This is a genomic window from Agrobacterium larrymoorei (assembly GCF_005145045.1).
Lineage (GTDB): Bacteria > Pseudomonadota > Alphaproteobacteria > Rhizobiales > Rhizobiaceae > Agrobacterium > Agrobacterium larrymoorei.
Map to the genome: position 1 here is coordinate 1,981,730 of NZ_CP039691.1, position 23,996 is coordinate 2,005,725.

The 23,996-nt window shown below is 58.1% G+C and carries 21 protein-coding genes; 7 read left to right on the forward strand and 14 right to left on the reverse strand.

Annotated elements, in window-relative coordinates:
• Positions 1-121: 121 nt before the first annotated feature.
• Genes CFBP5473_RS09515 through sseA form a run of 3 tightly spaced genes read left to right on the forward strand, consistent with a single transcriptional unit; the run spans position 122 to position 3,361 of the window.
• Positions 122-1,159: a cysteine synthase A gene (locus CFBP5473_RS09515; RefSeq protein WP_027677213.1), complete on the forward strand. Its 1,038-nt coding sequence runs from the start codon at positions 122-124 to the stop codon at positions 1,157-1,159.
• Between the two features lie 12 nt (positions 1,160-1,171).
• Positions 1,172-1,909, forward strand: coding sequence for an alanyl-tRNA editing protein (locus CFBP5473_RS09520; protein ID WP_027677212.1), 738 nt, complete (start codon positions 1,172-1,174; stop codon positions 1,907-1,909).
• A 30-nt stretch (positions 1,910-1,939) separates the two neighbouring features.
• Positions 1,940-3,361, forward strand: a complete 1,422-nt coding sequence (gene sseA / locus CFBP5473_RS09525) for a 3-mercaptopyruvate sulfurtransferase (RefSeq protein WP_027677211.1) — start codon at positions 1,940-1,942, stop codon at positions 3,359-3,361.
• A gap of 286 nt (positions 3,362-3,647) precedes the next feature.
• Here the strand turns inward: sseA and CFBP5473_RS09530 are convergent, their stop codons facing one another.
• Complete coding sequence (locus CFBP5473_RS09530; protein ID WP_027677210.1) at positions 3,648-4,292, reverse strand: dihydrofolate reductase family protein; 645 nt, start codon at positions 4,290-4,292, stop codon at positions 3,648-3,650.
• 48 nt (positions 4,293-4,340) lie between these two features.
• The gene (locus tag CFBP5473_RS09535; RefSeq protein WP_027677209.1) at positions 4,341-5,225 is read right to left on the reverse strand and encodes a DUF4344 domain-containing metallopeptidase; all 885 of its coding nucleotides are present in this window, start codon (positions 5,223-5,225) and stop codon (positions 4,341-4,343) included.
• A gap of 307 nt (positions 5,226-5,532) precedes the next feature.
• On the opposite strand from CFBP5473_RS09535, the gene CFBP5473_RS09540 reads away from it, so the two are divergent.
• Positions 5,533-5,850, forward strand: coding sequence for a PilZ domain-containing protein (locus CFBP5473_RS09540; protein WP_413228967.1), 318 nt, complete (start codon positions 5,533-5,535; stop codon positions 5,848-5,850).
• 152 nt (positions 5,851-6,002) lie between these two features.
• Positions 6,003-7,991, forward strand: coding sequence for a bifunctional 2',3'-cyclic-nucleotide 2'-phosphodiesterase/3'-nucleotidase (locus tag CFBP5473_RS09545; RefSeq protein ID WP_027677207.1), 1,989 nt, complete (start codon positions 6,003-6,005; stop codon positions 7,989-7,991).
• Between the two features lie 321 nt (positions 7,992-8,312).
• Here the strand turns inward: CFBP5473_RS09545 and CFBP5473_RS09550 are convergent, their stop codons facing one another.
• Entirely contained in the window at positions 8,313-9,326 is a 1,014-nt protein-coding gene (locus CFBP5473_RS09550) for an IS5 family transposase (protein WP_136954340.1), read from the reverse strand.
• Between the two features lie 1,429 nt (positions 9,327-10,755).
• Between CFBP5473_RS09550 and CFBP5473_RS25040 the strand changes: the two genes are divergently transcribed.
• Positions 10,756-11,061 (forward strand): hypothetical protein, encoded by a 306-nt coding sequence (locus CFBP5473_RS25040; RefSeq protein ID WP_027675799.1) that lies wholly within the window; start codon positions 10,756-10,758, stop codon positions 11,059-11,061.
• 189 nt (positions 11,062-11,250) lie between these two features.
• Here the strand turns inward: CFBP5473_RS25040 and CFBP5473_RS09555 are convergent, their stop codons facing one another.
• The 3 genes from CFBP5473_RS09555 to CFBP5473_RS09565 all read right to left on the reverse strand — a co-directional run bounded on the left by CFBP5473_RS09555 (position 11,251) and on the right by CFBP5473_RS09565 (position 15,099).
• Positions 11,251-12,561: a homoserine dehydrogenase gene (locus CFBP5473_RS09555; protein ID WP_027675800.1), complete on the reverse strand. Its 1,311-nt coding sequence runs from the start codon at positions 12,559-12,561 to the stop codon at positions 11,251-11,253.
• A gap of 65 nt (positions 12,562-12,626) precedes the next feature.
• Positions 12,627-13,847 (reverse strand): LL-diaminopimelate aminotransferase, encoded by a 1,221-nt coding sequence (locus tag CFBP5473_RS09560; protein WP_027675801.1) that lies wholly within the window; start codon positions 13,845-13,847, stop codon positions 12,627-12,629.
• Positions 13,848-14,139: 292 nt separating this feature from the next.
• Positions 14,140-15,099 (reverse strand): nucleoside hydrolase, encoded by a 960-nt coding sequence (locus CFBP5473_RS09565; protein WP_027675802.1) that lies wholly within the window; start codon positions 15,097-15,099, stop codon positions 14,140-14,142.
• A 185-nt stretch (positions 15,100-15,284) separates the two neighbouring features.
• On the opposite strand from CFBP5473_RS09565, the gene CFBP5473_RS09570 reads away from it, so the two are divergent.
• Complete coding sequence (locus tag CFBP5473_RS09570) at positions 15,285-16,088, forward strand: TSUP family transporter (protein ID WP_027675803.1); 804 nt, start codon at positions 15,285-15,287, stop codon at positions 16,086-16,088.
• A gap of 6 nt (positions 16,089-16,094) precedes the next feature.
• Here CFBP5473_RS09570 and CFBP5473_RS09575 read toward each other — a convergent pair whose 3' ends face one another.
• From CFBP5473_RS09575 to CFBP5473_RS09610, 8 genes are all read right to left on the reverse strand, one after another.
• Positions 16,095-16,820, reverse strand: coding sequence for a PAS domain-containing protein (locus CFBP5473_RS09575; RefSeq protein ID WP_037171056.1), 726 nt, complete (start codon positions 16,818-16,820; stop codon positions 16,095-16,097).
• A 355-nt stretch (positions 16,821-17,175) separates the two neighbouring features.
• Positions 17,176-17,868: a PAS domain-containing protein gene (locus CFBP5473_RS09580; protein ID WP_027675805.1), complete on the reverse strand. Its 693-nt coding sequence runs from the start codon at positions 17,866-17,868 to the stop codon at positions 17,176-17,178.
• A 284-nt stretch (positions 17,869-18,152) separates the two neighbouring features.
• Positions 18,153-19,091, reverse strand: a complete 939-nt coding sequence (locus tag CFBP5473_RS09585) for a lipid A biosynthesis lauroyl acyltransferase (protein ID WP_027675806.1) — start codon at positions 19,089-19,091, stop codon at positions 18,153-18,155.
• 3 nt (positions 19,092-19,094) lie between these two features.
• Positions 19,095-20,123: a zinc-binding dehydrogenase gene (locus tag CFBP5473_RS09590; RefSeq protein ID WP_027675807.1), complete on the reverse strand. Its 1,029-nt coding sequence runs from the start codon at positions 20,121-20,123 to the stop codon at positions 19,095-19,097.
• A 50-nt stretch (positions 20,124-20,173) separates the two neighbouring features.
• Positions 20,174-21,460 carry a beta-ketoacyl-ACP synthase gene (locus tag CFBP5473_RS09595; RefSeq protein WP_027675808.1) on the reverse strand — a complete coding sequence of 429 codons (1,287 nt, stop codon included), beginning with the start codon at positions 21,458-21,460 and terminating at the stop codon, positions 20,174-20,176.
• Positions 21,461-21,472: 12 nt separating this feature from the next.
• On the reverse strand, positions 21,473-22,669 hold the full coding sequence (locus tag CFBP5473_RS09600; protein ID WP_027675809.1) for a beta-ketoacyl-ACP synthase: 1,197 nt from the start codon (positions 22,667-22,669) through the stop codon (positions 21,473-21,475).
• A 320-nt stretch (positions 22,670-22,989) separates the two neighbouring features.
• Positions 22,990-23,469, reverse strand: coding sequence for a 3-hydroxyacyl-ACP dehydratase FabZ family protein (locus CFBP5473_RS09605; protein WP_027675811.1), 480 nt, complete (start codon positions 23,467-23,469; stop codon positions 22,990-22,992).
• A gap of 196 nt (positions 23,470-23,665) precedes the next feature.
• A complete protein-coding gene (locus tag CFBP5473_RS09610; protein WP_027675812.1) occupies positions 23,666-23,944 on the reverse strand; it encodes an acyl carrier protein in 279 nt (92 codons plus the stop codon).
• Positions 23,945-23,996: the final 52 nt, after the last annotated feature.

Consider the following 23,996-nt stretch of genomic DNA (forward strand, 5'->3'; position numbering starts at 1 on the left):
GGCAATATTTTGCGTGGGAACCCTATTCACCAGAAGATAATTTCTTGTCACAACCGCGATAGATAACGACATAGGCATCATCGCTGACATCATAATCGCTGACTGGCAAGAAGGCCCGATCATGACCATTCATACCTCTGTGCTAACCGCAATCGGCAACACACCGCTCATCCGTCTGAAGGCAGCATCTGAGGCTACGGGCTGCGAAATTCTCGGCAAGGCCGAATTCATGAATCCCGGCCAGTCGGTCAAGGATCGCGCAGCGCTTTATATCATTCGCGATGCGGAACGTCGCGGTCAGCTTCGCCCCGGCGGCACCATTGTCGAAGGCACGGCGGGCAACACCGGCATCGGCCTTTCGCTGGTGGCCAATGCGCTGGGTTACAAGACGGTCATCGTCATTCCTGAAACCCAGAGCCAGGAAAAGAAGGATGCGCTGAAGCTTCTCGGCGCGCAGCTTGTCGAGGTTCCGGCGGCTCCCTATTCCAACCCGAACAACTATGTGAAGGTTTCCGGCAGGCTTGCAAAGCGACTGGCCGAGACGGACCCGAACGGCGCAGTCTGGGCAAACCAGTTCGATAATATCGCCAACCGTCAGGCGCATATCGAAACCACGGCACCTGAAATCTGGGACCAGACGGATGGCAAGGTGGATGGCTTCATCTGCGCGGTCGGCTCCGGTGGCACGCTGGCAGGCGTGGCGGATGGCCTGCGGGATTTCAACCCCGATATCAAGATCGGCATTGCAGATCCTGAAGGTGCTGCCCTTTACGAGTTCTACAAAAACGGCGCGTTGAAATCCGAAGGCTCCTCCATCACCGAAGGCATCGGTCAGGGTCGTATCACCGCCAATCTGGAAGGTTTCACGCCGGATTTCGCCTATCGCATTTCGGACGCGGAAGCCCTTCCGATCCTCTACGATCTGGTGACAAAGGACGGTTTGTGCCTTGGCGGTTCGTCGGGCATTAACATTGCCGGTGCAATTCGGCTTGCCCGCGACCTCGGTCCGGGGCATACAATCGTCACCATACTTTGCGACTACGGTAACCGTTACCAGTCCAAGCTCTTCAACCCGGATTTCCTGCGGTCCAAGGGTCTTCCCCTTCCCACATGGTTGACGGAAAAGAGGGAGGTTTCGGTTCCGTACGAAACCGTCTGAGGTCAATGCCCAATGCCTGTGAATGCCCTGTTTCGTGATGACTTTTATCTTTCAACTTGCGAAGCGGTGGTCACGGCAGTCCACGAAGATGGCGGCATAGAACTGGATCGGACCTGTTTCTATGCCACATCCGGCGGCCAGCCGGGCGATACGGGTTTTCTTGAGCGCGCCGATGGCTCGAAGATCGAGCTTGGCGTAACCAAGAATGGCGCAGATAAGAGCGTCATCATCCACGTTCCGCTGGAAGGCCAGCCTTCGCCGCAAGTCGGCGAAAAGCTGACGGCGCACATCGACTGGTCGCGCCGTCACAAGCTCATGCGCATGCACACGGCCTGCCACCTTCTTTCCGTTCTTTGCCCTTGGCCGGTCACTGGCGCTGCGGTGGGTGAAGAGGAATCGCGCATTGATTTCGACATGTCGGAAACCATCGACAAGGATGAGATCACCGCGAAGCTTGCAGAGCTCGTGGCGCAGAACCACCCGGTTTACGTGCAGTGGATTACCGACGAGGAACTGGCAGCCAATCCGGAGCTCGTCAAATCGAAGAATGTCCGCCCGCCTGTGGGCATGGGCCGCGTCAGCCTCGTCTGCATTGGCGAGAATTCTTCGGTTGACAGCCAGCCCTGTGGGGGCACTCATGTCTTGAAGACTGAGGAAATCGGCGAAATCTACATCGCCAAGATCGAAAAGAAGGGCAAGGAAAACCGTCGTTTCCGTATCCGCTTCGGCAAGCCCGCCGACGCTGCCTGATTAAGTCGTCCTATTTCTGGGAGAAACACCGTGAGCACCGATAAAAGCCGTTTCGTCGTCTCGGCGGATTGGGTCGAGCAGCAGCTTGGCACACCCCATTTCCGCGTTGTGGATGCCTCCTGGTATTTGCCCGCCCATAAGCGTGACGGTAAACAGGAATATGCCGCCGGTCACATTCCCGGCGCCGTCTTCTTCGATCAGGATGTGATTGCCGATCACGATACCGGCCTGCCGCACTCCCTGCCCTCGCCCGAATTTTTCGCCGAAGCCGTCGGCCAGCTCGGCATCGAAGAGACCGATACGATCGTCGTTTATGACGGCCCCGGCTTCTTCTCAGCGCCGCGCGTCTGGTGGATGCTGCGCGTCATGGGGGCCGAGAAGGTTTATGTGCTGGATGGCGGCCTCGATGGCTGGAAGGCCGCTGGCAAACCGCTCGAGACGGAAGCACCGCAGGTGGAACCCGCCACCTTCCACGCCGATTTCAACGCCCGCCGCGTCACATCCTTCTCCGATATGCGCGCCGTGGTCGATGCCGGGCAGAAGCAGATTGCCGATGCCCGCGGTGCCGGTCGCTTTACCGGTGACGAGGCCGAGCCGCGTGCCGGTATGCGCTCCGGCCATATGCCCGGCGCACGCAACCTGCCCGCCACCGCCTTTTCCGAAAACGGCCATTTCAAGGATCTCCCGGCCATCCGCAAGATGATTGCGGAAGCGGGTATCGATCTTTCCCAGCCAGTCGTCACCAGCTGCGGCTCCGGCGTCACCGCCGCCGTCATCACACTCGCCCTGGAATCGCTCGGCCATTCCGACAATTCGCTGTATGACGGCTCATGGTCCGAATGGGGTTCCAAGCAGGAAACACCCGTCGTTACCGGCCCCGCAGAGCCCCTGCCCGTCCGCCCGCATGGCCCGCTAAAGGCTCATGTCACCCAACTGGAAATGACCTCCGCACCGAAGGTCAGCTTGCCCGTGCCAGTCAATATCCAGACCGCGATCATGCGCACGACGAACATACCGCTGCATTTCTATCGCTACCTCTACTGGCGCGTCGGCAAGCGCTGGCACTGGCAGAAGCGCATGCGCATGAGCGACGCCGAGCTTTCTGCCGTACTGCACGACCCGAAAAACTGCGTCACCGTGCTTTACCTCAACGGCTCACCCGCAGGCTTCTTCGAATTCAACAAGGGCAGCGACGACGTCACCGAGCTTTCCTATTTCGGCCTGATGGAAGAAGCCATCGGCGCTGGCGTGGGCAAATGGTTCCTGCTGCAGGCGCTGTATTCCGTCTGGCAGGACAACCCCAAAAAAGTCACCGTCTCCACCAACACGCTGGACCACCCCCGCGCCCTCCAGCTCTACCAAATGATGGGCTTCTCCCCCGTCAGCACCTATGAGGCCTGGGTGGAACCATTGACGGATAGCGAGTATCTGGAGATTTCACGGCGGGGGTGAGATGTGGGTCACCGTCGAGCAAAAAGTCAGAGAGCTGCAGCCGGAGCTAGCGCGAATAAGCATCAGCGAACGCAATCGAAACCGACTATGAAGCTTTAGAGAGCATTAAAGAGACGAGCCATGCGTAGATTTTTCGAATGGTATATTGCCGCGCTGAGAAAAACGCTTCCTCATGATCTCTTGATATTGAAAATCGCTTTGGGTCTTTTTTTGCTTCTCGTCATTCTTGCGACAGTGGATGAGTTCGTTTTAGGGCGAGATTGAGCTCCGCCCTTCTGGGCTGAATTTACCCCCGCCCAATCACCAAATGCACCGCATTCTCCCCACGCACCGTCTCCCGACACCGATACCCAAGCTCCGGCAAATCCAGCCCATCGAACAAATTCTCACCCTTGCCCAACAGCACCGGGCTCTGCGCCAGATGCAGCTCATCGATCAGTTGCGCCTGCAAATATTGTCGGATCACCGAGACGCCACCGCCCAGCCGCACATCCCTTTCCCCGGCCACGGCCTTTGCCGCATCCAGCGCTTCCTCGATGCCGCCGGTGATGAAGTGGAATGTCGTTCCGCCCTTCATATCGAAGGAGGCGCGCGGGTGGTTGGTCAGCACGAAAACGGGAACGTGGTACGGCGGCTCGTCGCCCCACCAGCCTTTCCACTCCTCATCCGGCCACTCTCCGCGCACCGGGCCGAACATGTTGCGACCCAGAATCCAGGCGCCTAGGTTCTCAAAGCCTTTGGAAGCGAAGCTTTCGTCCACGCCGGTCGATCCGCCATCCTGACCGAACATTTTGCGGAAGGTGCGCGTTTCGAACGCCCACTGGTGCAGCGTCTTGCCATTCACGCCAAGCGGGTTCTCAAGACTCTGGTCCGGGCCAGCGCCATATCCATCCAGTGAAATCGAAAAACTGCGAACAACGAGCCGCGACATAAAAAGCCTCCTCATCTTGTAAGAGAAAGCTATCAGAGTTTGCGGCGCTTACAATTCCTGACCGAGATTGACGGCTGTCGGAATTTCCTTTGCAGGCTCGCTTTCCTTCTCGCTGCCGCCGCCCAGAAGATGCGCGGCAATCAGCTCGCCATGAAATTTCGCAAGCTCATAGCAATAGGTGATTTCGCGTTTTTCCGCAGACCAGTATGCATCCGGCCTACCGCAGCTGCGTGCCGTCAGCTTCACCTCGCCCTTCAGGCCATAGGCGCTAAAGCCGCGGGCGATCAGGTCGAGAACCTTGGATTCCTTTACCATCGTTGCATAGATGTCGAGGAAGGGATCGCGCGCAGGCTCGTAATTGGTGATGAATTTTGTGGTGCCGGGCGTCTTCACATGCGGCTTCAGAACCTCATTCCACCGCGCAACAGCCTGCGGATAGGCGGTTTCGCAGGACTTCCAGTCGGCCTTGGGCAGCCCCATCATCTCCGCCAGATCGCCATAGCCTTCCGCATCCTTGCCAACCATCAGGCAGGCCATCTGCCTGTCACGCTCGGTATTGGGCACCAGCACGGAGTGAAGCGGCGCATTATGGTCCGGCAGTTGATCCGCCCCGCGTGCCAGATACCAGCTGTCCGTAGCGTTCACGATTGCCGTGTCCAGCCACTCCTCATTGGCTTCCAGCATCATGGTTGCCGCAAGCTCATCCGCAGAATCCTTGCCGCCATCAGAAGCTGGCAGCGAAAAGTCGGAAATCAGCATCTGCGCTGCTTCGTGATAAACGCCGAAAATGGCGTTGCCGATGACGAAATTCACAGTCTGCTGCAATTGCTCGTCGGAAAGATCATCCAGCGCCGGGGCAACTTGCGCATGCGCAGCAGGTGAAACGAGAGATAGAACGGCGACCGGTAAAACGGTCCAAAACCTGCGCAGCATTTACGTCAACTTTCCAGAACGAGACGCAAGATTGATTGCTAAAGTAAACGGCACAAGCAATGGGCTGGTTGCCTCGTCATATAAGAAACGCGTGGAAAGAGACGCGTTTCACAGCCATAGCGGCAAAGAAGCAACGCAAATAAGGCAGCGCTCCGAACCGAGCGCATCCGTATCATTCCGGTATTGAAGCGGAACCGTTCTGAAACACCCCGCTTCAATTTTAAGCAATATCCTAAGCCGCTCTCAACCTCCGCCTGCCATGATGGGTCCAAACAAAATGGAGGCATCCGTGACAGGAAACATGACGATGAGCAATCGCGGCGCAGGCCGCAGCAAGACGCGCATTTATGGAAAGGTTCAGTATTTCAGCCAGTCTGTCCAAGGCCGCGTCGTAGACCTTTCCGCAACCGGCATGGCGCTGGAGATGGACGGCCCCTTCGCCGCCGCAAAGGGCAGCCGCGTGAAAGTACAGAGCGAGGATCTGGGCTTCATCGAAGGCACGGTGCAATGGCAACACGCCAACCGGCTCGGCCTCAGCCTGCAGCTTTCCACCAACACGCTCGCTCAGCTTTCATCCTATTTCCGATTCTTCCATGAGGAGGTGAAGCCCACACTGGCGGGCTAACCTGGACACGATAGCCGCGCAGAATTTTTATCGTCCGGTTCAAAAAAGCGGGACAAGTCAGACGGCTGTCATTTTGGTGATGGACTCCTCTGCAATTCATTCTACCCTGCCCAGCGTCTTTACGGGCAGTTGAATTCATTCGGGGAGTTTCCATGTCTTCGCTTATCGGCCTTCACCCAATCACGCGTCGTTCTCTTCTTAGTGGCTTCGCAGCCACCTCCGCGCTGGTCATGCTGCATCCATTTGCTGCGCGCGCTCAAGGCAACCAGGCGCATCTGCGCATCATGGAAACCACGGATATTCACGTCCACGTCTTCCCTTACGATTATTACGCCGACAAGCCGAACGACACGCTGGGTCTTGCCCGCACCGCGTCCATCATCGACAGCATCCGTGCCGAAGCCGGAAACTCCATGCTGGTAGACAATGGCGATTTCCTTCAGGGCAACCCGCTGGGGGATTACATCGCCTATGAGCGCGGCATGAAGGCGGGCGACAAGCACCCGGTCATCAATGCCATGAACGTGCTGGGTTACGATTGCGGCACGCTCGGCAATCACGAGTTCAATTACGGGCTCGATTTCATGTTCAACACGCTGGGCGGCGCGAATTTCCCTTACGTCTGCGCCAACCTGACCAAGGGCGAACTCGCGTCCGATCCGAAGAAGGACGATCTCTTCTTCAAGCCCTACGTGATCCTGGACAAGCAGATCAAGGACGGCTCTGGCGCCAGCAGCCCGATCAAGATCGGCATCATAGGCTTCGTCCCGCCGCAGATCATGATGTGGGATGCCAAGAACCTCGAAGGCAAGGCCCAGACGCGCGATATAGTCGATGCCGCCAAGGCCTGGGTGCCGATCATCAAGGAACAGGGCGCGGATATCATCATTGCGCTGTCCCACTCCGGCATCGATGGCAAGGGCCAGAGCGACCGCATGGAAAACGCCTCGCTTTATCTGGCAGGCGTCGAAGGCATCGACGCCGTCTTCACCGGCCACCAGCATCTGGTCTTCCCCGGCCCGAAAACCTGGGATGGCATAGAAGGTGCGGATCCCGTCAAGGGCACGCTGATGGGCAAGCCCGCCGTCATGGCCGGTTTCTGGGGCTCACATATGGGCCTCATCGATCTGCTGCTCGAAAAGGACGGCAAGAGCTGGAAGATCGTGGACTTCACCACCGAAGCCCGCCCCATCTACCACCGAGACGACAACAAGAAGATCGTTGCCGATGTGAAGGACAAGCCGGAAGTCATCGCCGCCGCAAAGACGGATCACGAGGCAGCGCTGGCCTATGTCCGCCGCCCCGTCGGCAAGACCTCCGCGCCGCTCTACTCCTATTTCGCACTGGTCGCGGATGACCCCTCCGTCCAGATCGTGTCCAACGCGCAGACCTGGTACATCAAGGATATGCTGAAGGACGGCCAGTATAAGGACTTGCCCGTTCTTTCCGCAGCAGCCCCCTTCAAGGCCGGCGGTCGCGGCGGTGCGGATTACTACACCGATGTCCCCGCCGGTGACATTGCCATCAAGAATGTCGCGGACCTCTATCTCTATCCAAACACCGTGCAGGCCGTTCTTATCAACGGCGCGCAGGTTAAGGACTGGCTGGAAATGTCGGCAGGCATGTTCAACACGGTCAAGGCCGGTTCAAAGGACGCGCCGCTGCTCAACAACGACTTCCCGTCCTATAATTACGATGTCATCGATGGCGTGACCTACCAGATCGACGTCTCGCAACCGGCGAAGTTCGATAAGGACGGCAAGGCGGTGAACCCGAACAGCAACCGCATCGTCAACCTGCAATTCCAGGGCAAGCCGATCGATCCGGAACAGAAATTCGTTGTCGCGACGAACAATTACCGCGCCAGCGGCGGTGGCAAGTTCCCCGCCATCGGCTCCGACAAAATCATCTTCGTCGCCCCAGATACCAACCGCGACGTCATCGTCCGCTACATCATCGATCAGGGCACCATCAACCCCTCCGCCGACGACAACTGGTCCTTCGCCCGGGTGGCAGACACAACAGCCATCTTCGAAACCGGCCCCAAAGGCCGCCAGTATGCGAAGGATGTCAAAGGCGCAAAAATCGAAGAAGCCGGCGACGGCGCAGAAGGTTTCGCAAAGTTCCGGTTGATTTTGTGACGTTTCCGGCAAAACCCCTCACCTGAAAAATCTATGACTTAGCTACGCTAAGATCATGATTTTTCTTCCTCTCCCACCCCTTCGACAGGCTCAGAAGGGGAAGAGATGGTCACACTACTATGAGAGCGTGAGAAAGGCCGAGACGGTGCGGCACATTTTCCTCTCCCCCTGTGGGACCGTTGCGTAACTTCCGACATAAGCTGATTGCCAAACGACAAATCACCTTGGCCACCGCCCTTCCTATCGAGGGGCGGTTCTAGGTTCGTGTAGGCTGGTTGATGGGTGATATGGCTGAACTGCGGACACAGTTCTCCCCTCGGCTCACGCGCTCAGCGTCACCCAGCGGCGCATGTTGAACGCCATGGCCGCAAGCAGAACCTGGGCGGATGCCTTGGCAAGACCGATGTAGCGAATGTGGCTCAGCCCCATGCGGCGCTTGAGCGTGGCAAAGGTCGTCTCGACCGCAGCGCGTCGTCTGGCCACGGCACGGTTGAAACGGCGGGCTGCGGCTTTGAGAACAGGGTGATGCTTGTTGGGGCGCTTCATCAGACCGCAGAAAATCCCGCGCTCCTTCAGCATCGCGGCCCGTTGATGTGTGTGATAGGCGCTGTCGCCCAGAACCCGCGTCTCGTCGCCCACGATCAGCAGATCGGCAGGCACGGTATCGTTGATATTGGCCGGCGTGGTGATCACCCGCCGGATCAGGCCCGAACCTTCATCCACGCCCACATGGGCCTTGTAACCATAGCTCGAACCCTGCCGACCCTTGCGCCGGGTAAACGCCGCATCCGGATCGCGTGCGCTCGTCTGCACCTTGTCTTCTTTGTCTTCAGTGCCTTCGGCACCGTTGTTCGTATCTTGAGCACGCGGCGGGCGAGCAGCTTGCGTCTCGATGACAGTCGCATCCAGCATCGTGCCGCGCCGCAGGATCAGGCCTGCGGCATCGAGCTGCCTGTCAAGCTCGCCAAACAGCTTCTCCAGAAGTTTCCGTTCCACCAGCCGGTTGCGAAAGCGGCACAGTGTCGTGTGATCGGGAACAGCCTCATCGAGGCCAATGCCACAAAAGCGGCGAAAGGAAAGGCGGTCATAGATCGCCTCCTCCAGTTCCGCATCGGACAGGCCGTAAAGCTGCTGCAGCATCAAAGCCTTGAACATCGTCAGAACAGGATAGGCAGGCCGACCGCCAGTCTCCCCATCAGGTTCAAGCGACCGCAGCACCTTCTCGAAGCGATACCACTTCACCACCGACAACAGCTTGCCCAACCGGTCCGGCCCACTGCGCACCGTCACAAGCGCATCCGCAAAGCTGAACTGAGAACCGCTCTTCATCGCCATCCAAACACCCCTTCGATCGCTCACGAACAGAGTGAATCATATCCGTAGGGTTTTGCAACAGGCCCCCTGTGGGAGAGGATAGAAAACCTCGACTTCGCAAAGCGAAGTCCTAGGTTTTCTTGGTGAGGGGTATCCGCTTCCCCCCCCCCGTCATCCTCGGGCTTGACCCACTACTGTCCGCTTTAGATTTTCGGAGTAGCCTTAAGCCATTGGTCCTGGTCCACTTTGGATGTTTTTCTGCGATGTGGACGTCGTTATTAGAAAACGAATTTGCCGGGGGCGATGGGCCTCGCAAAACCCACCTCCGTCATCCTCGGGCTTGTCCCGAGGATCTGCAACCGATTGATTTTGTTGATGTTGGTAGATCCTCGGCACAAGGCCGAGGATGACGGTGCGGGTGGATTTACCGTCTTTCCTCAAGCCTCTGGCTTTGCATAAAACGCCCAGGAATCTAAGCCGGACAGCAGTGGGTCAAGCCCGAGGATGACGGTAGTGGGTGCTTTAGCCTTGTTGCCGATTACGGCTGCATCAGCACGCCCACATAGTGACCCGCCCCAACCCCAGCACCACGAATTTTTCCAAAAAACCAAAAAAAAATCCCCCCAACATTTCTCCCCACACCCAAAACCACCCGTACACTCCCCTCATCCCGCCGCGGATACACCGCAAGGCGTTGCGGCGAGGCGGGGTCGGTGCTGGGGGTGAAGAGGTTACGCAGCCTCTCCATTCTCAGGGTCGAGCAGCAATCCCCCCGGCGGCAACGGGAGGAGGACATGGCGTCGGTTTCGGACCGGCTGGCGCAGTTCTCCCGATGCCCGACCTGGCCGGATCGACAAGCGGCAGTGCGAACAACGGCTGCCGAGTTTCGATCCATCCGTCAGGATTTCGCCGCCGGGCGTACCGACAGCTCATCGTCTCATGGTCGAACGCGATCATGAAGATAGAAGCGAAAGTCAGGCGGTACACAGGAAGACGCTGCATCTGCCCCGTTCACCCCGAAAAGGTGAGCGGACGGATCGTAAGGTAACCATCTGGCCAGCACTCGAAACGTGCTGGCGGGTGAGAGCCTTGCGGAAAACGGATCGGGACTACGGGCTGTACGAGATGTTCGGCGCCCGCATCCTCGAAGGCAGGTGTGGCTGAACTGGCAGGGCGATGGCGGGCAACCATCATCGCACCCGGATGGGAAGGGTTGGGCCTTGATCAAGTCCGACCGGTTCTCCGGCAAGGTTTTTCCCCTTGTCATCCGGGTTCTGCCAGCCGTGGCAAGAGGATTGCGGCTCTGCCTAAAGAGCCGAACGGGGCGCTGAGAGGTGCCACATACTAAACTACCAAACGAGGCAACTTTCAGCGCCCCGTCCGAAATGCCATGGCCTGAAAGGGTTATGGAGAGAATGAAGAAGATCAAGCCACGGGCAGATGCTGCCGCGTGAACGGCGAGGCTTGGAATGAGCTGGCCGGGATTTTTGACATTTTGTTTGAGAGGGAGAACCCCTCTACCCGAGAAAACCTAGGACTTCGCTTTGCGAAGATCGAGGCTTTCTATCCTCTCCCACTCCTTCGGCAGGCTCAGGATGATGGGGGAGAGGATAGGCGCAAGCGGATTGCGGCGTCGAATTACTTTTTCTTCGCGGTGCTATCGCTATTTTTCATTTGCGAGCCGAGTGTTGGCGCAGCGGCAGGGGCCGCCTTGTCTTTTTTCGGCTTTCTGACTTCCTTGTTGCTGCGCATTTGACCCTTGGCCATCGAAGTCTCTCCCATTTGTGGTCTCATGATCTAGCGGGCATATGGGCGGTAAAGGCAAGTTATTTTTGATGCCTTATATGCGAGATCTGCGATCAGGGCTGGAAGCTATGCAGCGATCTTTATGTTCCAGATGACACCCCGGCCAAAACCGGGGGTGTCGAAACTTAGCGAAAGAAGATTACGTCCGTTCGATGCGGATGACCTGAGGTTCGCTGACGAGGTATTTTTCGCCCTTGATGGCCTTCACCGCCTTGCGGATGGCGTCTTCCATCGTGGCGTGGGTAACGAGGATGATTGTCTGGGCGCCGCCCTCGGTCTGCACGCGGGAGTGCTGGACGATGGATTCGAGCGAGATGTTGTTCTCGGCCATCCGCGTTGCGATGGAGGCGAAGACGCCTGCCTTGTCCTTCACCGTCAGGCGAATGAAGTAGCCGCCTTCGTGGCTCTTCATCTTGGCGCGGCGGTATTCGGTCAGCGATTTCGCGGGGCGGCCGAGCACCGGCACCTGCTGTGCGCCGGGGCGGCTCTTGGCGATGTCTGCGACATCACCCAGAACGGCGGAGGCCGTGGCATTGCCGCCCGCGCCGGGGCCGACCATCAGCAGCTCGCCGAGAATATCTGATTCCACGGCAACCGCATTGGTCACGCCATCCACCTGCGCGATGACGGAATCGAGCGGCACCATGGTCGGGTGAACGCGCTGTTCGATGCCGGATTCGGTGAGCTGCGCAACGCCCAGAAGCTTGATGCGGTATCCGAGATCGGCAGCAGCCTGAATATCCTCGATGGAGATATTGGTGATACCTTCCAGATAGATGTCGTCCGCCGCAATCTTCGAGCCGAAGGCAAGCGTGGTGAGGATGGCCAGCTTGTGTGCCGTGTCGTTGCCCTCGATATCGAAAGCCGGATCGGCTTCCGCATAGCCCAGCCGCTGCGCTTCCTTGAGGCAGGCTTCGAAGGAAAGCCCTTCCTTCTCCATCTTGGTCAGGATGTAATTGCAGGTGCCGTTCATGATGCCGTAAATGCGCGACACATGGTTGCCGGTCAGCGATTCACGCAGCGCCTTGATGATCGGGATGCCGCCCGCGACCGCCGCTTCGAAGTTGAGCAGAGCGCCCTTCTCTTCCGCAAGCTTTGCCAGCTCCACGCCATGCTTGGCCAGCAGCGCCTTATTGGCCGTCACCACATGGAGACCGCGGGCAAGTGCTGCACGCACGGCATTTTCAGCGGCACCGGAAGCACCCCCGACGAGTTCCACGAACACGTCGATTTCGGCCTTTTCGGCCAGTTCTTCCGGCGTATCGAACCAGGTAATACCCTTGAGATCGATGCCGCGGTCGCGCGAACGGTCGCGCGCGCTGACAGCAATAATCTCAATTGCGCGTCCGCAGGTAATTGCAAGTTCGTTGCTTCTCTGCTGGAGGATGCGCACGAGCGAGGAGCCGACGGTGCCGAGTCCCGCTATGCCGATTCTCAATGAATCTGCCATGGGTATATTCCTGATCTGATATAAAAAAATAGGTGGCCGGGACCGGCCACCTTGGCGGGTTGCCCTTAACGGTGGGCGTTAAGCGAAACGACGTTGTGCAACGTATCGTCCGCAGTCGACAGGAAGCGCTTGAGATTGCGCGCCGCCTGGCGAATTCTGTGCTCGTTTTCAACAAGCGCGAGGCGAACGTAATCGTCGCCCATTTCGCCGAAGCCGACACCCGGAGCAACCGCGATATCGGCCTTCTCGATGAGAAGCTTGGAAAATTCAAGCGAACCGAGATGGCGGAATTTTTCCGGGATTTTCGCCCATGCGAACATGGTGGCAGCCGGTGCCGGGATTTCAAAACCGGCCTTGCCGAACGTATCGACCATGACATCGCGACGGCGGCGATAGACATTGCGAACTTCCGCAACATCGGAGCCATCGCCGTTCAGCGCATGCGTTGCCGCAACCTGAATTGGCGTGAACGCGCCGTAATCGAGGTAGGACTTCACGCGGGTCAGCGCCGCGATCAAACGCTCATTGCCGACGGCAAAGCCCATGCGCCAGCCGGGCATGGAGAAGGTCTTGGACATGGAGGTGAACTCAACCGTCACATCCATAGCGCCCGGCACTTCCAGAACGGACGGCGGCGGGTTCTTCTCATCGAAGTAGATTTCCGAATAGGCAAGGTCGGACAGCACGATAAGATCATGCTTCTTCGCGAATGCGATGACGTCCTTGTAGAAATCCAGCGATGCAACATGCGCCGTCGGGTTGGACGGGTAGTTGATGATCAGCGCCAGCGGCTTTGGAATGGAATGGCGAACCGCACGTTCCAGCGGGCCGAAGAAGGTTTCGTCAGGCTCGACATTCATCGAGCGGATGACGCCGCCTGCCATCAGGAAGCCGAAGGCGTGGATCGGGTAAGTCGGGTTGGGGCAGAGGATAACATCGCCCGGCGCCGTGATGGCCTGCGCCATATTGGCAAAGCCTTCCTTGGAGCCGAGGGTGGCCACGACCTGTGTATCCGGGTTCAGCTTCACGCCGAAGCGGCGTGCGTAATAAGCAGCCTGCGCGCGGCGAAGGCCGGGAATGCCCTTGGAGGAAGAATAACGGTGCGTGCGCGGGTCCTGAACGACTTCGCAAAGCTTGTCGACGATTGCCTTCGGTGTCGGCAGATCAGGATTGCCCATGCCAAGGTCGATAATATCCGCGCCACCCGCTCGCGCGCTGGCTTTCAAACGGTTGACCTGTTCGAAAACATACTGCGGCAGACGCTTGACCTTGTGAAACTCTTCCATCTCTTTCCTCATGGAAATGGACCGGGTTGGCCGGTCCACAATACGTTCGTTGTTTGGTTGGAAACACAGCCGACACGAACAAATCGGACCTGTGTCATTCATTGTAGCGCATGCGCCGGAAAACACGAATTGCTTTTCCGAAGCCCGGCCAATCAGGGACCGGCATCACGCCGGTCACTTTGATGATGTATTGCCGGGCAGCAGCAATGCGCCGATACAATCTCGCTTGCATAACGCCAGATTCTCGCAAATTGCAAGGCAAAGCCTTACCGAGAACGATCCGTGCGATCAATCAGCCGCGTTCGCCCCGCACAATTGCGGCGCGAATGACCGAAAGCACACGATCCGGTTCGATTTTCACGCAGACATTCTGGCTGGGATGGCCATCCCAATGACCGGGCGGAAACGCGGTGCCATCCGGCTTCTGGATCGTCTGACCATCGGCAAGACCGCCGCAGACGACGCGAATCGCGCCGCTGCGCGTCTCGAACAGTTCCGGGTTGGTGAGGTAGACGCAGGCGCAGGCGTCATGCACCACCATGCCATCGCCGGTGCGGGTGTTGTAGAACTCGATGTAGAACTGCGACAGATCCGACAGAAGCTGAACGGCGGCACCGTTTTCCTTGACCATATCGGCGAGGAACGCAGACGTCATGACCGTCTTCGTCGTGACGTCGAGGCCGATGACGGTGACACGCCAAGGGGCGGTGAAAACCAGATCGGCAGCTTCGGGATCGCCATGAATATTGGCTTCCGCGGCGGGGCTGACATTGCCGTTGATATCGAAGGCGCCACCCATGATGATGACCTCCTTCACCAGCGCGGCGAAATCGGGATCGGCCTTCAGCGCAAGCGCAAGGTTCGTCATACGGCCAACAGCAATCAGCGTCACTTCGCCCGGATTGGCCTTGACGGTATCGATGATGAAGTGATGCGCCGCGCGCGGATCGAGCGGCAGATCGACCGTTTCCGGCACGCCGATATTGCCGAGGCCATCTTCGCCGTGAATGAAGGTCGGGAAATGGCCTTCAGGACGCGAAGGATCGAAGGTAACGCCAGCGCCCTTGGCGACAGGCGCTTCGAAAGCCCATTGCTGCTTCAGGTAAAGCGCATTGCGTGTGGTGATGTCGATAGGCGCATTGCCGAAAACGGTGGTGACGCCGATGAGATCGATATCGGGGTGGCGGTGCAGAAACAGCAGCGCCATTGCGTCATCGATGCCGGGGTCCGTGTCGAAAATTACCTTATGCATACCTGTCCTCATTCGAATGCCGCCAAATGTCTGCGGGCGATTTGGTGGGCACAATAACCTGATGTGCGGCGGGCGCAATCTTTTCCATGAGAGGGAACGCAACGGCTTTGAATAGCGGTTGCGGGACGGGCAATTCGGTGCCACAAGCGGCCAACAACATCACCCCCTCCCCGGAATTTCTTCCCGTGTTCGAACTCACTTTCCAGCTCTTCTTCATCCTCTTCCTTGTTGCGATCTTTGCCGGTTTCGTCGATTCCATCGCCGGTGGCGGAGGTCTGATCGTGCTGCCCGCAATGCTGATCATGGGAATACCACCGCTCGAGGCGTTGGGGACGAATAAATTGCAGGCGCAATTCGGCTCCGCTTCGGCAACAATCGCCTATGCTCGTAAAGGCCATGTGAATTTGAGGGAGCAATTCCCGATGGCGCTGATGGCCTTGATCGGCGGCATGGCAGGCGCATTCACCGCATCCTTCGTGCCAGCGGATATTTTGCGGGCGATCATGCCTTTCCTGCTTGTGGCGATTGCAATCTATTTCGCGCTGAAGCCGAACCTCAGCGACATCGACAGCCACCGCCGGATCACGCCGTTCCTCTTCGGTCTGACGGTCGTGCCGCTGATCGGATTTTATGATGGCATTTTCGGGCCTGGCGCGGGCTCGTTCTATATGCTGGCCTTTGTCGGGCTTGCCGGTTTCGGCATGCTGAAGGCCACCGCCCATACGAAGCTTTTGAACTTCGGTTCCAACTTCGGCGGCTTCCTGATTTTCACGCTCAATGGCGCGATACTGTGGAAGCTGGGCTTGGTGATGGGTCTCGGCCAGTTCCTCGGCGCGCAGGTCGGCTCCAAGCTGGCCATGAAGAACGGGGCGAAAATCATCCGCCCGCTTCTGGTCGTTTCCTGCATCGCAATGGCTGCGAGGCTGATCCTCGATACCAATGCGCCCTATTCTTTGGGCTGGATCATCGGCAAGCTGAGCGGCGGCTAAGGCGGATCAACCCCGCTCCAGCGCCATCATGTCTTCTGCGCCTTGCAGCACGATAACCGCGCCGATGATTTGATTGTTGGACGCGCGAAGCGGTGTCATCCGGCAGCGCGTGGCAAATTCTCTCTTGTTGCGATAGCCGTGATGGATGTAGTCGATCTTCTCGCCCGCAAAGCAGCGATCGAAGGCGGGCTTTGCCTGCGTGCGGAAACTTTCGTCACCGATAAATTCAGATACGTGGCACCCGATCATGGACAACGGGCTTCTATTGAGAATGCGCGCATTGATCTGGTTGGTGAAAAGATAGCGGTAATCCCGCGTGATGACGCCAACGCGGTCCGGTAGGCTATCAAGAATGGCTTCATTGAACAGGGATTGATCGTAAATATCCTGAAGAGGCGTTCGAACCTGTGCTGGTGGCGAGCGCTCCCCCGCAGAGATGGGAACGGTGCCGCCAAGAATATATCTGTCCAGCAGCGAAGACATCGCAGTTGCCCTGCGGATGACAGCCGCCTTGTCGTCGGCCTCTTCACGTATCAGCGATGCGATGAACTGGAGCTGCGTGTGCACCTCTTCTGGCGTGCGGCCCTGATAAGACAATATATCGCCGATAATCGGCTCAAGCTCCCGATCAACGAGCCGGACAAGATCATCCTGACCCTGGTCCACTGCCTTACGCAACTGCACGCACTTGATCGAAAAAGCCTGAAAGAGACCCTGTAATCCAGTGTCCATTCCACTCCCCACCCGCTAATTCAGGAATACACCCCGGATTTAGCTTTACTCGCAAAAATAGTTATCCGAAGACATGAGTACTCTTCATGTTACGAAGGTCAATATATCAATTTTAGCAGTTCACTTGGAGAGCGGGACGTTCACGGATGAACAAAATCAGTTGTGGGAACCGTGATTGCACCCGGAAACCCAACTTAAAGAGGATATAAGCGAAATAAAATACTCGAATGCCACGCCGAAGCAACCAAAGCACGTCTTCATCACGGTGCAAGAAATAGTAGGGTCCCCGCGGCGAGGCAGCAGGAAATTCAATAAACAGCTAAAGCAATTTCAGCTTAAGAATGCGTCCGCATTTTCACGCCACCGCGCGGCTGCGGCGATCCTGCAATTCCTTGACCACCACGATAGCGCCAACGAGCTTGTAGGACGGGGAGTAGCACGGAGACATGTCGAAAGACTTGACCACGGTATGGCCGTCAGTGTCTTCGGCATAGGTGTACTTGCCCGCTTCACCCTTGAAGCATGCGTCCAGCTTCTGGCGGAAGGCCTGCTGGAAGTGATGAATGCCGACCAGTTCCGCTATGTGCTTGCCGATGATTTCGCTGACATTGGCGTGCAGCGAGGCGGCGTTTGCGGCATTGGTGTAATTGATGCGGTAACCCGGCGAAACCACGACGACGCGCTCATCCAGATCGTCAAGCCGATCCTCATCGAGAATGACATAGGGGCTCCACTGGGCGCCATGCTCATCCGGGTTGCTGCCATCACGCGGAAGGCCCGCGCCGATATAGCGATCCACGAGCTTGCGCAGGACTTCAGAATTGCGCTGGACGCAGCCGATATCCTCGGCCTCCTCGTTGAGAAGATCGATGGCGAAGCGAAACTGCTCGAGGATTTCAGCGGAAGACGCGTTCTTTCTGCTGGTGATGCTTTCCAGAAGGTTGTCGAGTTCGCGGTCGAGCGTGGCGATTTTCGGCGCATCGTTGCGATCAACGGCGCTTTTCAGTTCCGCATATCGCTGCCAGAACAATTCTATCAATGTTTTCAACTCAACACTCCCCGAACGACCCCGGCATCCGCGCTTGGCGATCCTCTTTGGTCGATGGCGCGAAACCGCTATACGGTATGCCCGTAAAAAAATGATGTAACGCGTAGCAAGTTCGCCATCCAGGCACAATTATAAATACCACAGCCAGATGTGGTTTTACAAATGCCAGAAATAGTGAAGAAAAATAGGCATCGTAAAACTGCAATTGTACGGGAACATACCATCGCTGCAATCCCCGCGCGCAGTTTCGCGCGGATTGAGCAGCGGTAAATTGCCCCCGAGAACTACTCGACGTCTACCTGCTTCTTGATGTGCCAGCGATCATGGTACCAGAGCCACTGGCCCGGATACTCCCGCACCCAGCTTTCCACCTTGTCGTTCAGCAACTGCGCGGTTTTTTCGATATCGACGCTGCCCTTCTCATTGCGCGGAATCTCCACCTTCGGCTCAAGCTCCAGCCGGTAGCGGTTATCCGGCAGGCGGATGCAGCGTGCAGGATAGACATCGCAGCCGAACTGGCGCACCAGCTTGGCCAGCAGCGGGTTCGTCTGCACATCATTGCCGAAGAACTTTGTCGATAGACCCTTGCGGAACTTCTGGTCCACCAGAACGCCGACGCCGCCTCCCCGCTCCAGCTGGCGTGCCAGTGCGAAGGACGAGCCCGCGTGAGACGGCACGAGATTGCCCATGCGCTCCTTGCGGAAATTGAAGATTTTCTCCGCAACGTAAGGATTGTTCGGCGGGCGGAACAATACCGTGACATCCAGCCCAAAGGCAGAGCTTGCGACAGGCAGAAGCTCGAAATTGCCGGTATGGGCGGTGAAAACGATAAAGGGACGCGGATTGTCGCGAAGCTCCAGAAAGTTGTCGATGCCGACGACTTCGATGCGGCCCGGCTTCGTCTGGGCCGGGTCGTAATCGAAAAGCCGGTCCAGAAACACGTATTCTGCGGCAAGCCGTCCCATGTTTCCCCAGCTGTCGAGTGCGATTTCCCGGCGCTCTTCCTCCGTCTTTTCCGGGTAGGCGCGCGCCAGATTGAACAGCATCAGCTTATGCCGCGGCGTTTTCGGACCGATCTTGCGCGCCATTTTATCCGCGAACCGGATGGCCGGATCGGCAGGGAAAAGCTTCAGCAGGTTGAGAACGCCGAACGCGATGGTCGCGTTCAGCCACTGGCGAAAATGTTCGAGCGCCAGAACTACGCGCGTAATGAAGAGTTTCACTGATCAATCCATCCGGAGGACGATCTTGCCGAAGACCTGACGGGTCTCCATACGCTCGAGCGCCTTGTCGATATCATCGAAGGTTACTTCGGTATCGATGACGGGGTGTACAAGGCCGCGCGCCATTTTCTGCATGGCATTCGCCATGTTTTCCATACGGCAACCGAAGGAGCCGAGCAGCTTCAGCTGCTGCTGGAACAGCATCATCAGGTTGATTTCGGTGGAAACGCCGGACGTAGAACCACACGTCACCAGACGACCGCCGCGCTTCAGCGAGAACATGGAGCCTGCCCATGTGTCCTTGCCGACATGTTCGAACACAACATCGACGCCCTTCTTCTTGGTCAGCTTGCGCACGACGCCTTCGAAGCGGTCCACGCGGTAATTGATGACGTGATCGGCACCGAGCGCCTTGGCGCGCTCGATCTTGTCATCCGAACCGACGGTGGTGATGACGGTGCAGCCCATCTTCTTGGCAAGCTGGATGGCCGCCGTGCCGATGCCGGAGCCGCCAGCGTGAACAAGGATGGTTTCACCGGGCTGGAGCTTGGCATTGTCGAACAGCATATGCTCGACCGTGCCGAAGGTGACGGGCGCAAGTGCTGCGGCAACCGCATCCACATTCGGCGGGGCCAGAGCGAGCTGGCGGGCCGGGATGTTGATCTTTTCCTGCGCGAAGCCATCCAGATGGAAGCCGTGTACGCCGCCGACATTTTCGCAAAGGTTATCGCGACCGGCAACGCAGTGATGGCAGCGGCCGCAGATGCGCGCGCCATAGATGGACACGAGCTGGCCGGGCAGAACATTGGAAACGCCGGGGCCGATGGCTTCCACCACGCCGGAGGCTTCCGCACCGATGGTGAGCGGCATCTTGCGCTTGGCAAATGCCATGCCGCGCCAGCCCCAGACATCGATATGGTTCAGCGCAACGGCCTTGACGCGGAGCGTGACTTCGCCCGGTGCCGGGGCTTCCGGTTCCGGCAGTTCCACTTTCTCAAGCTTACGGTCATCGACGAGTTGAAGAGCACGCATATAGAAGTCCTTCGCCCGGAGGCGTTATAATATTTGAAGTTGGGAACCGATTAAGCCGGTTCCCGCGTCATGACAAGGCTTGCGTTCTGGCCGCCGAAGCCGAAGGAGTTGGAAAGCACGGCGCTGACATCGGCGTCTCGCTTCACATTCGGCACGACATCAAGAACGATTGTCGGATCTGGGTTGGCGTAGTTGATGGTCGGCGGAACGGTTCCGGTCAGCATCGTCTGCAACGAGAACACGGCTTCGACCGCGCCTGCAGCCGTCAGCGTATGGCCGATCATCGACTTGTTGGACGAGACGGGGATGGACTTCAGCCCTTCGCCGAAGACGGCGAGCATGGAGCCATATTCCATCTTGTCGTTTTCCGGCGTCGAGGTGCCGTGGGCGTTGACGTAACCGATGTCGCTTTCGGCAATTCCGGCATCGGCAAGCGCTGCACGGATGGTCGCAATTGCGGGGCCGCCATCGGGAGACGAGCGGGTGCGGTGGAAGCTGTCAGCCTTTTCCCCGGCCCCTTTGATGATGCCCAGAACCTTTGCACCACGGGCAACAGCCGATTCCAGCGATTCCAGCACGAGCGTCGCCGCACCTTCGGCAATGACGAAGCCATCGCGATCCTTGCTGAATGGCTTGGAGGCTTTTTCCGGCGGATCGTTCTGCGTGGAAAGAGCCGAGAGCAGCGAGAAGCGGATGAGCGCTTCGGCACTGACCGATCCGTCGGTCGCAACAGTCAGTGCACGGTCCGTACGGCCCTGACGGATGGCCTCGACGCCAAGTTGGATGGCCGTGGCACCTGATGCGCAGGCCGTGGACAGCGTGACCGGCAGGCCGCGCGTGCCGAACTTATCCGAGAGCCGCTCGGAAATCGCGCCGAAAAGAGCGGCTTCCTGGAAGGCCGGATCGGGGCGTTCGCGAAGTGCAGCCATGAAACGATCATAAGCATCGCCCGGCTTTGCAGCGGGCGGAGAACGGTCGCCAAGTTCGAAACGGGCGCTCCATTCCGGCTCGATTGGCGGGGCTGCGAGAAACAGCGGGCCGCCAAAATCACCGGAAAGACCGGCCTGCGCCAAGGCCTCGATGGTGGTTTCGCGGGCGAAAGCATAGGAGCGCTCGACCGAATTCGGTACCGGAATATCGATGAAATCGACCGTGCCACAGATCTTTGTGGAGAGGTTGTCCGTCGGGAAACGGGTGATCTTGTGGATGCCTGACTTGCCGGAGGTCAAAGCCGACCAGTTATCCTCAAGCCCCTGCCCCAAGGACGTGATGATGCCCATGCCGGTGACGGCAACGATGGGGCGGCCAAGGTGATCCCTGAAATTGCTGGATGCCATGGTCTCTACTCCTCAAACGTCTTTGGAAAGAACGGCGACACCTTCGCCGCGCACATGGCCAACCGTGGTGACGACCGCCTGCCCTGCGGCAGAGGCCATCGGCTTTTCAGCGGCACTATCGAAGGCCGGAACCTTCGCGCCGCTTTGCAGAGCGAGTGCCGCCAGCGCGAGACCCAGCGGGAACTGCGCCTCAAGTCCATGGCCGGTGACACCGCTAAAGCCGCGAATGGCAGCATTGGGCAGCGCCTTTTCGATGATGTCCTTCTCACGAACCGTCAGGCCGTCAAACCCGCTGGCACCGGAAAAGACGACGGTCTCGGCTGCATCCTTGGCTGGAGCGAGAAGACGCTCAAGACGCGTCTCCAGCTTGCCCTCTTCACGGCTGCCGCGATCACCTTCGATGGCATCGATGCGGGCATAAATATGCGCGCCGCGTGCTTCTGCGCGCTTGCGCGATTCCAGAACGAGGAACGCGCCGACGGAACCGGTGATCATGCCACCGCCCTCGCCTTCGGAGCGAGACCACAATGGCTGCCATTCACCCTGCGCATGTGCGCCGATGGCTTCGAACAACAGCGTCATGTCGGGGCGTTCGGCAGCAAATGCACCGCCAACCAAGGCATGCGTCGATTCGCCGGAACGGATGCGGTAAAATGCGGTCTCGACCGCAGAAATGCCCGCACCCTCTTCGCCCATGAAAGTGCGCGAGGAACCCGTGACCTTGTGGACGATGGAGATGTTGCCAGCCATCAGGTTCGAAAGCTGGGCGAGGAACAGCGTCGGGCGGAGTTCGGTCGTCAGCTTCTCGTTGAGCATGACTTCGCGGTCGTTGCGCTTCAGGCCCTCATCGACGATCAGCGTATCGACATTGATATCGCGCTCGCCACCACCGGCAGCGACGATCATATCCATCGTGCCGCAGGCTTCCGCATCTTCCTTCAGACCAGCATCGTCAAGCGCAAGACCGGCGGCGAAGACACCGAGGCGCTGCCAGTTTTCCATCTGGCGCTGATCCTTGCGGCCAATCTGAGCGGACCAATCGATTTCCGGCAGCGGATGGATAGGATAAGGCGCAAACTTTTCCGTCTCCACAATCGCCTGCGGCGTCGTAATGCTGGAGAGCAGCGCAATATGGGCGTCTTTACCGACACCATGACAGGTCACGATACCGACCCCGGTAATCACCACATCATTGTCAGACTTCATAATCCGTCATCCTTCGTCGCTTTTCCGAGCCAATGCGGTCACGGACGAGCCATCAAAGCGGTAAAAAACCGCACGTGCCATGCGAAATAAAGGGCGAGATGCAGCTTTGCAATGGCGAAGGCCACAAGAGGCGCCGCGATGCGTGGTTTTTCAGCGTTTTAGAGTTGGAAAATAGGGGCAACGATGAGGGTGAGCTCCTACCCTCCCTCATTCCTGTGCTTGTCACAGGAATCCTGTCGACGCGCGTCTGCGCGGCGGAAGGACTCTTTCAGCCCAGGACTGGGCTGGCTGGATTCCTGTGACAAGCACAGGAATGAGGAAATTCAAACGGAGGTATCCGCAGCAATCGCTGCCATCAAACCCACTTCCTCGGCGCGCTTCTTCACGATGGGGCCAAGTGGAATCTCGGAGAACGGCATGGTGCGCAGCTTCAGTTGCGCATCGCAGACCTTCTTGCCCTCGCAGGTGATCTTGGCCTTGGTCACGGCAAAGCCCGAGCCGTCATGTTCCAGATAGGCTTCGATATCGAGAACAGCGTTTGGCTCGACAAAGGTACGCATCTTCGCACCATCGACCGTCATCAGGAAGGGCATGGCGGCGAAATCGGTCATGGCGAGAACCAGCATGCCGGAGGTCTGGGCCATGGTTTCGATGAGAAGCACGCCCGGAACCAGTGGCATGCCCGGGAAATGACCTTCGAAGACAGGGCTCTTATCCGGCACGACCGAACGGGCCTTGAGAATTCGGGCCGATCTGTCGATGGATTCGATGCGGTCCACCATCTGGAAGTATTCGAGGAGCATGGTTTTGGTCCGTGGAGTGTAGGCTGTGGAGGTGCTTTAAGCAGACACCGTCCAGTCACTGCGTCATCCTCGGGCTTGACCCGAGGATCCAATCACGTCTCCAAAGCCGATAGGTGGATGGATCCTCGGGTCAAGCCCGAGGATGACGACGTGTATGTAGCAAGCGGTCTGCCATCAAAGGCAGGCCATCAAAAAATCAGCCCTTGGCAGCCTTCAGCTCGTCAATCTTGGCGCAGAGGTTCTTCAGAACGAAGTATTCCTCGGTCGAAACCTTGCCTTCGTTGACTTCCTGCGTCCACTGCTCGAGCGGGATCTTGATGCCGAATTCCTTGTCGATGGCGAAAACGATATCGAGGAAGTCGAGGCTGTCGATGCCGAGATCGTCAATCGTATGGCTTTCCGGCGTAATGGTTTCGCGATCGATTTCGCTGGTGTCAGCGATGATGTCCGCAACCTTGTCGAATGTAGCTGTCACGCCCGTAATCCTTCGTGTTCTTAATTATTAAGGTCTCTTCAGACGCACCACA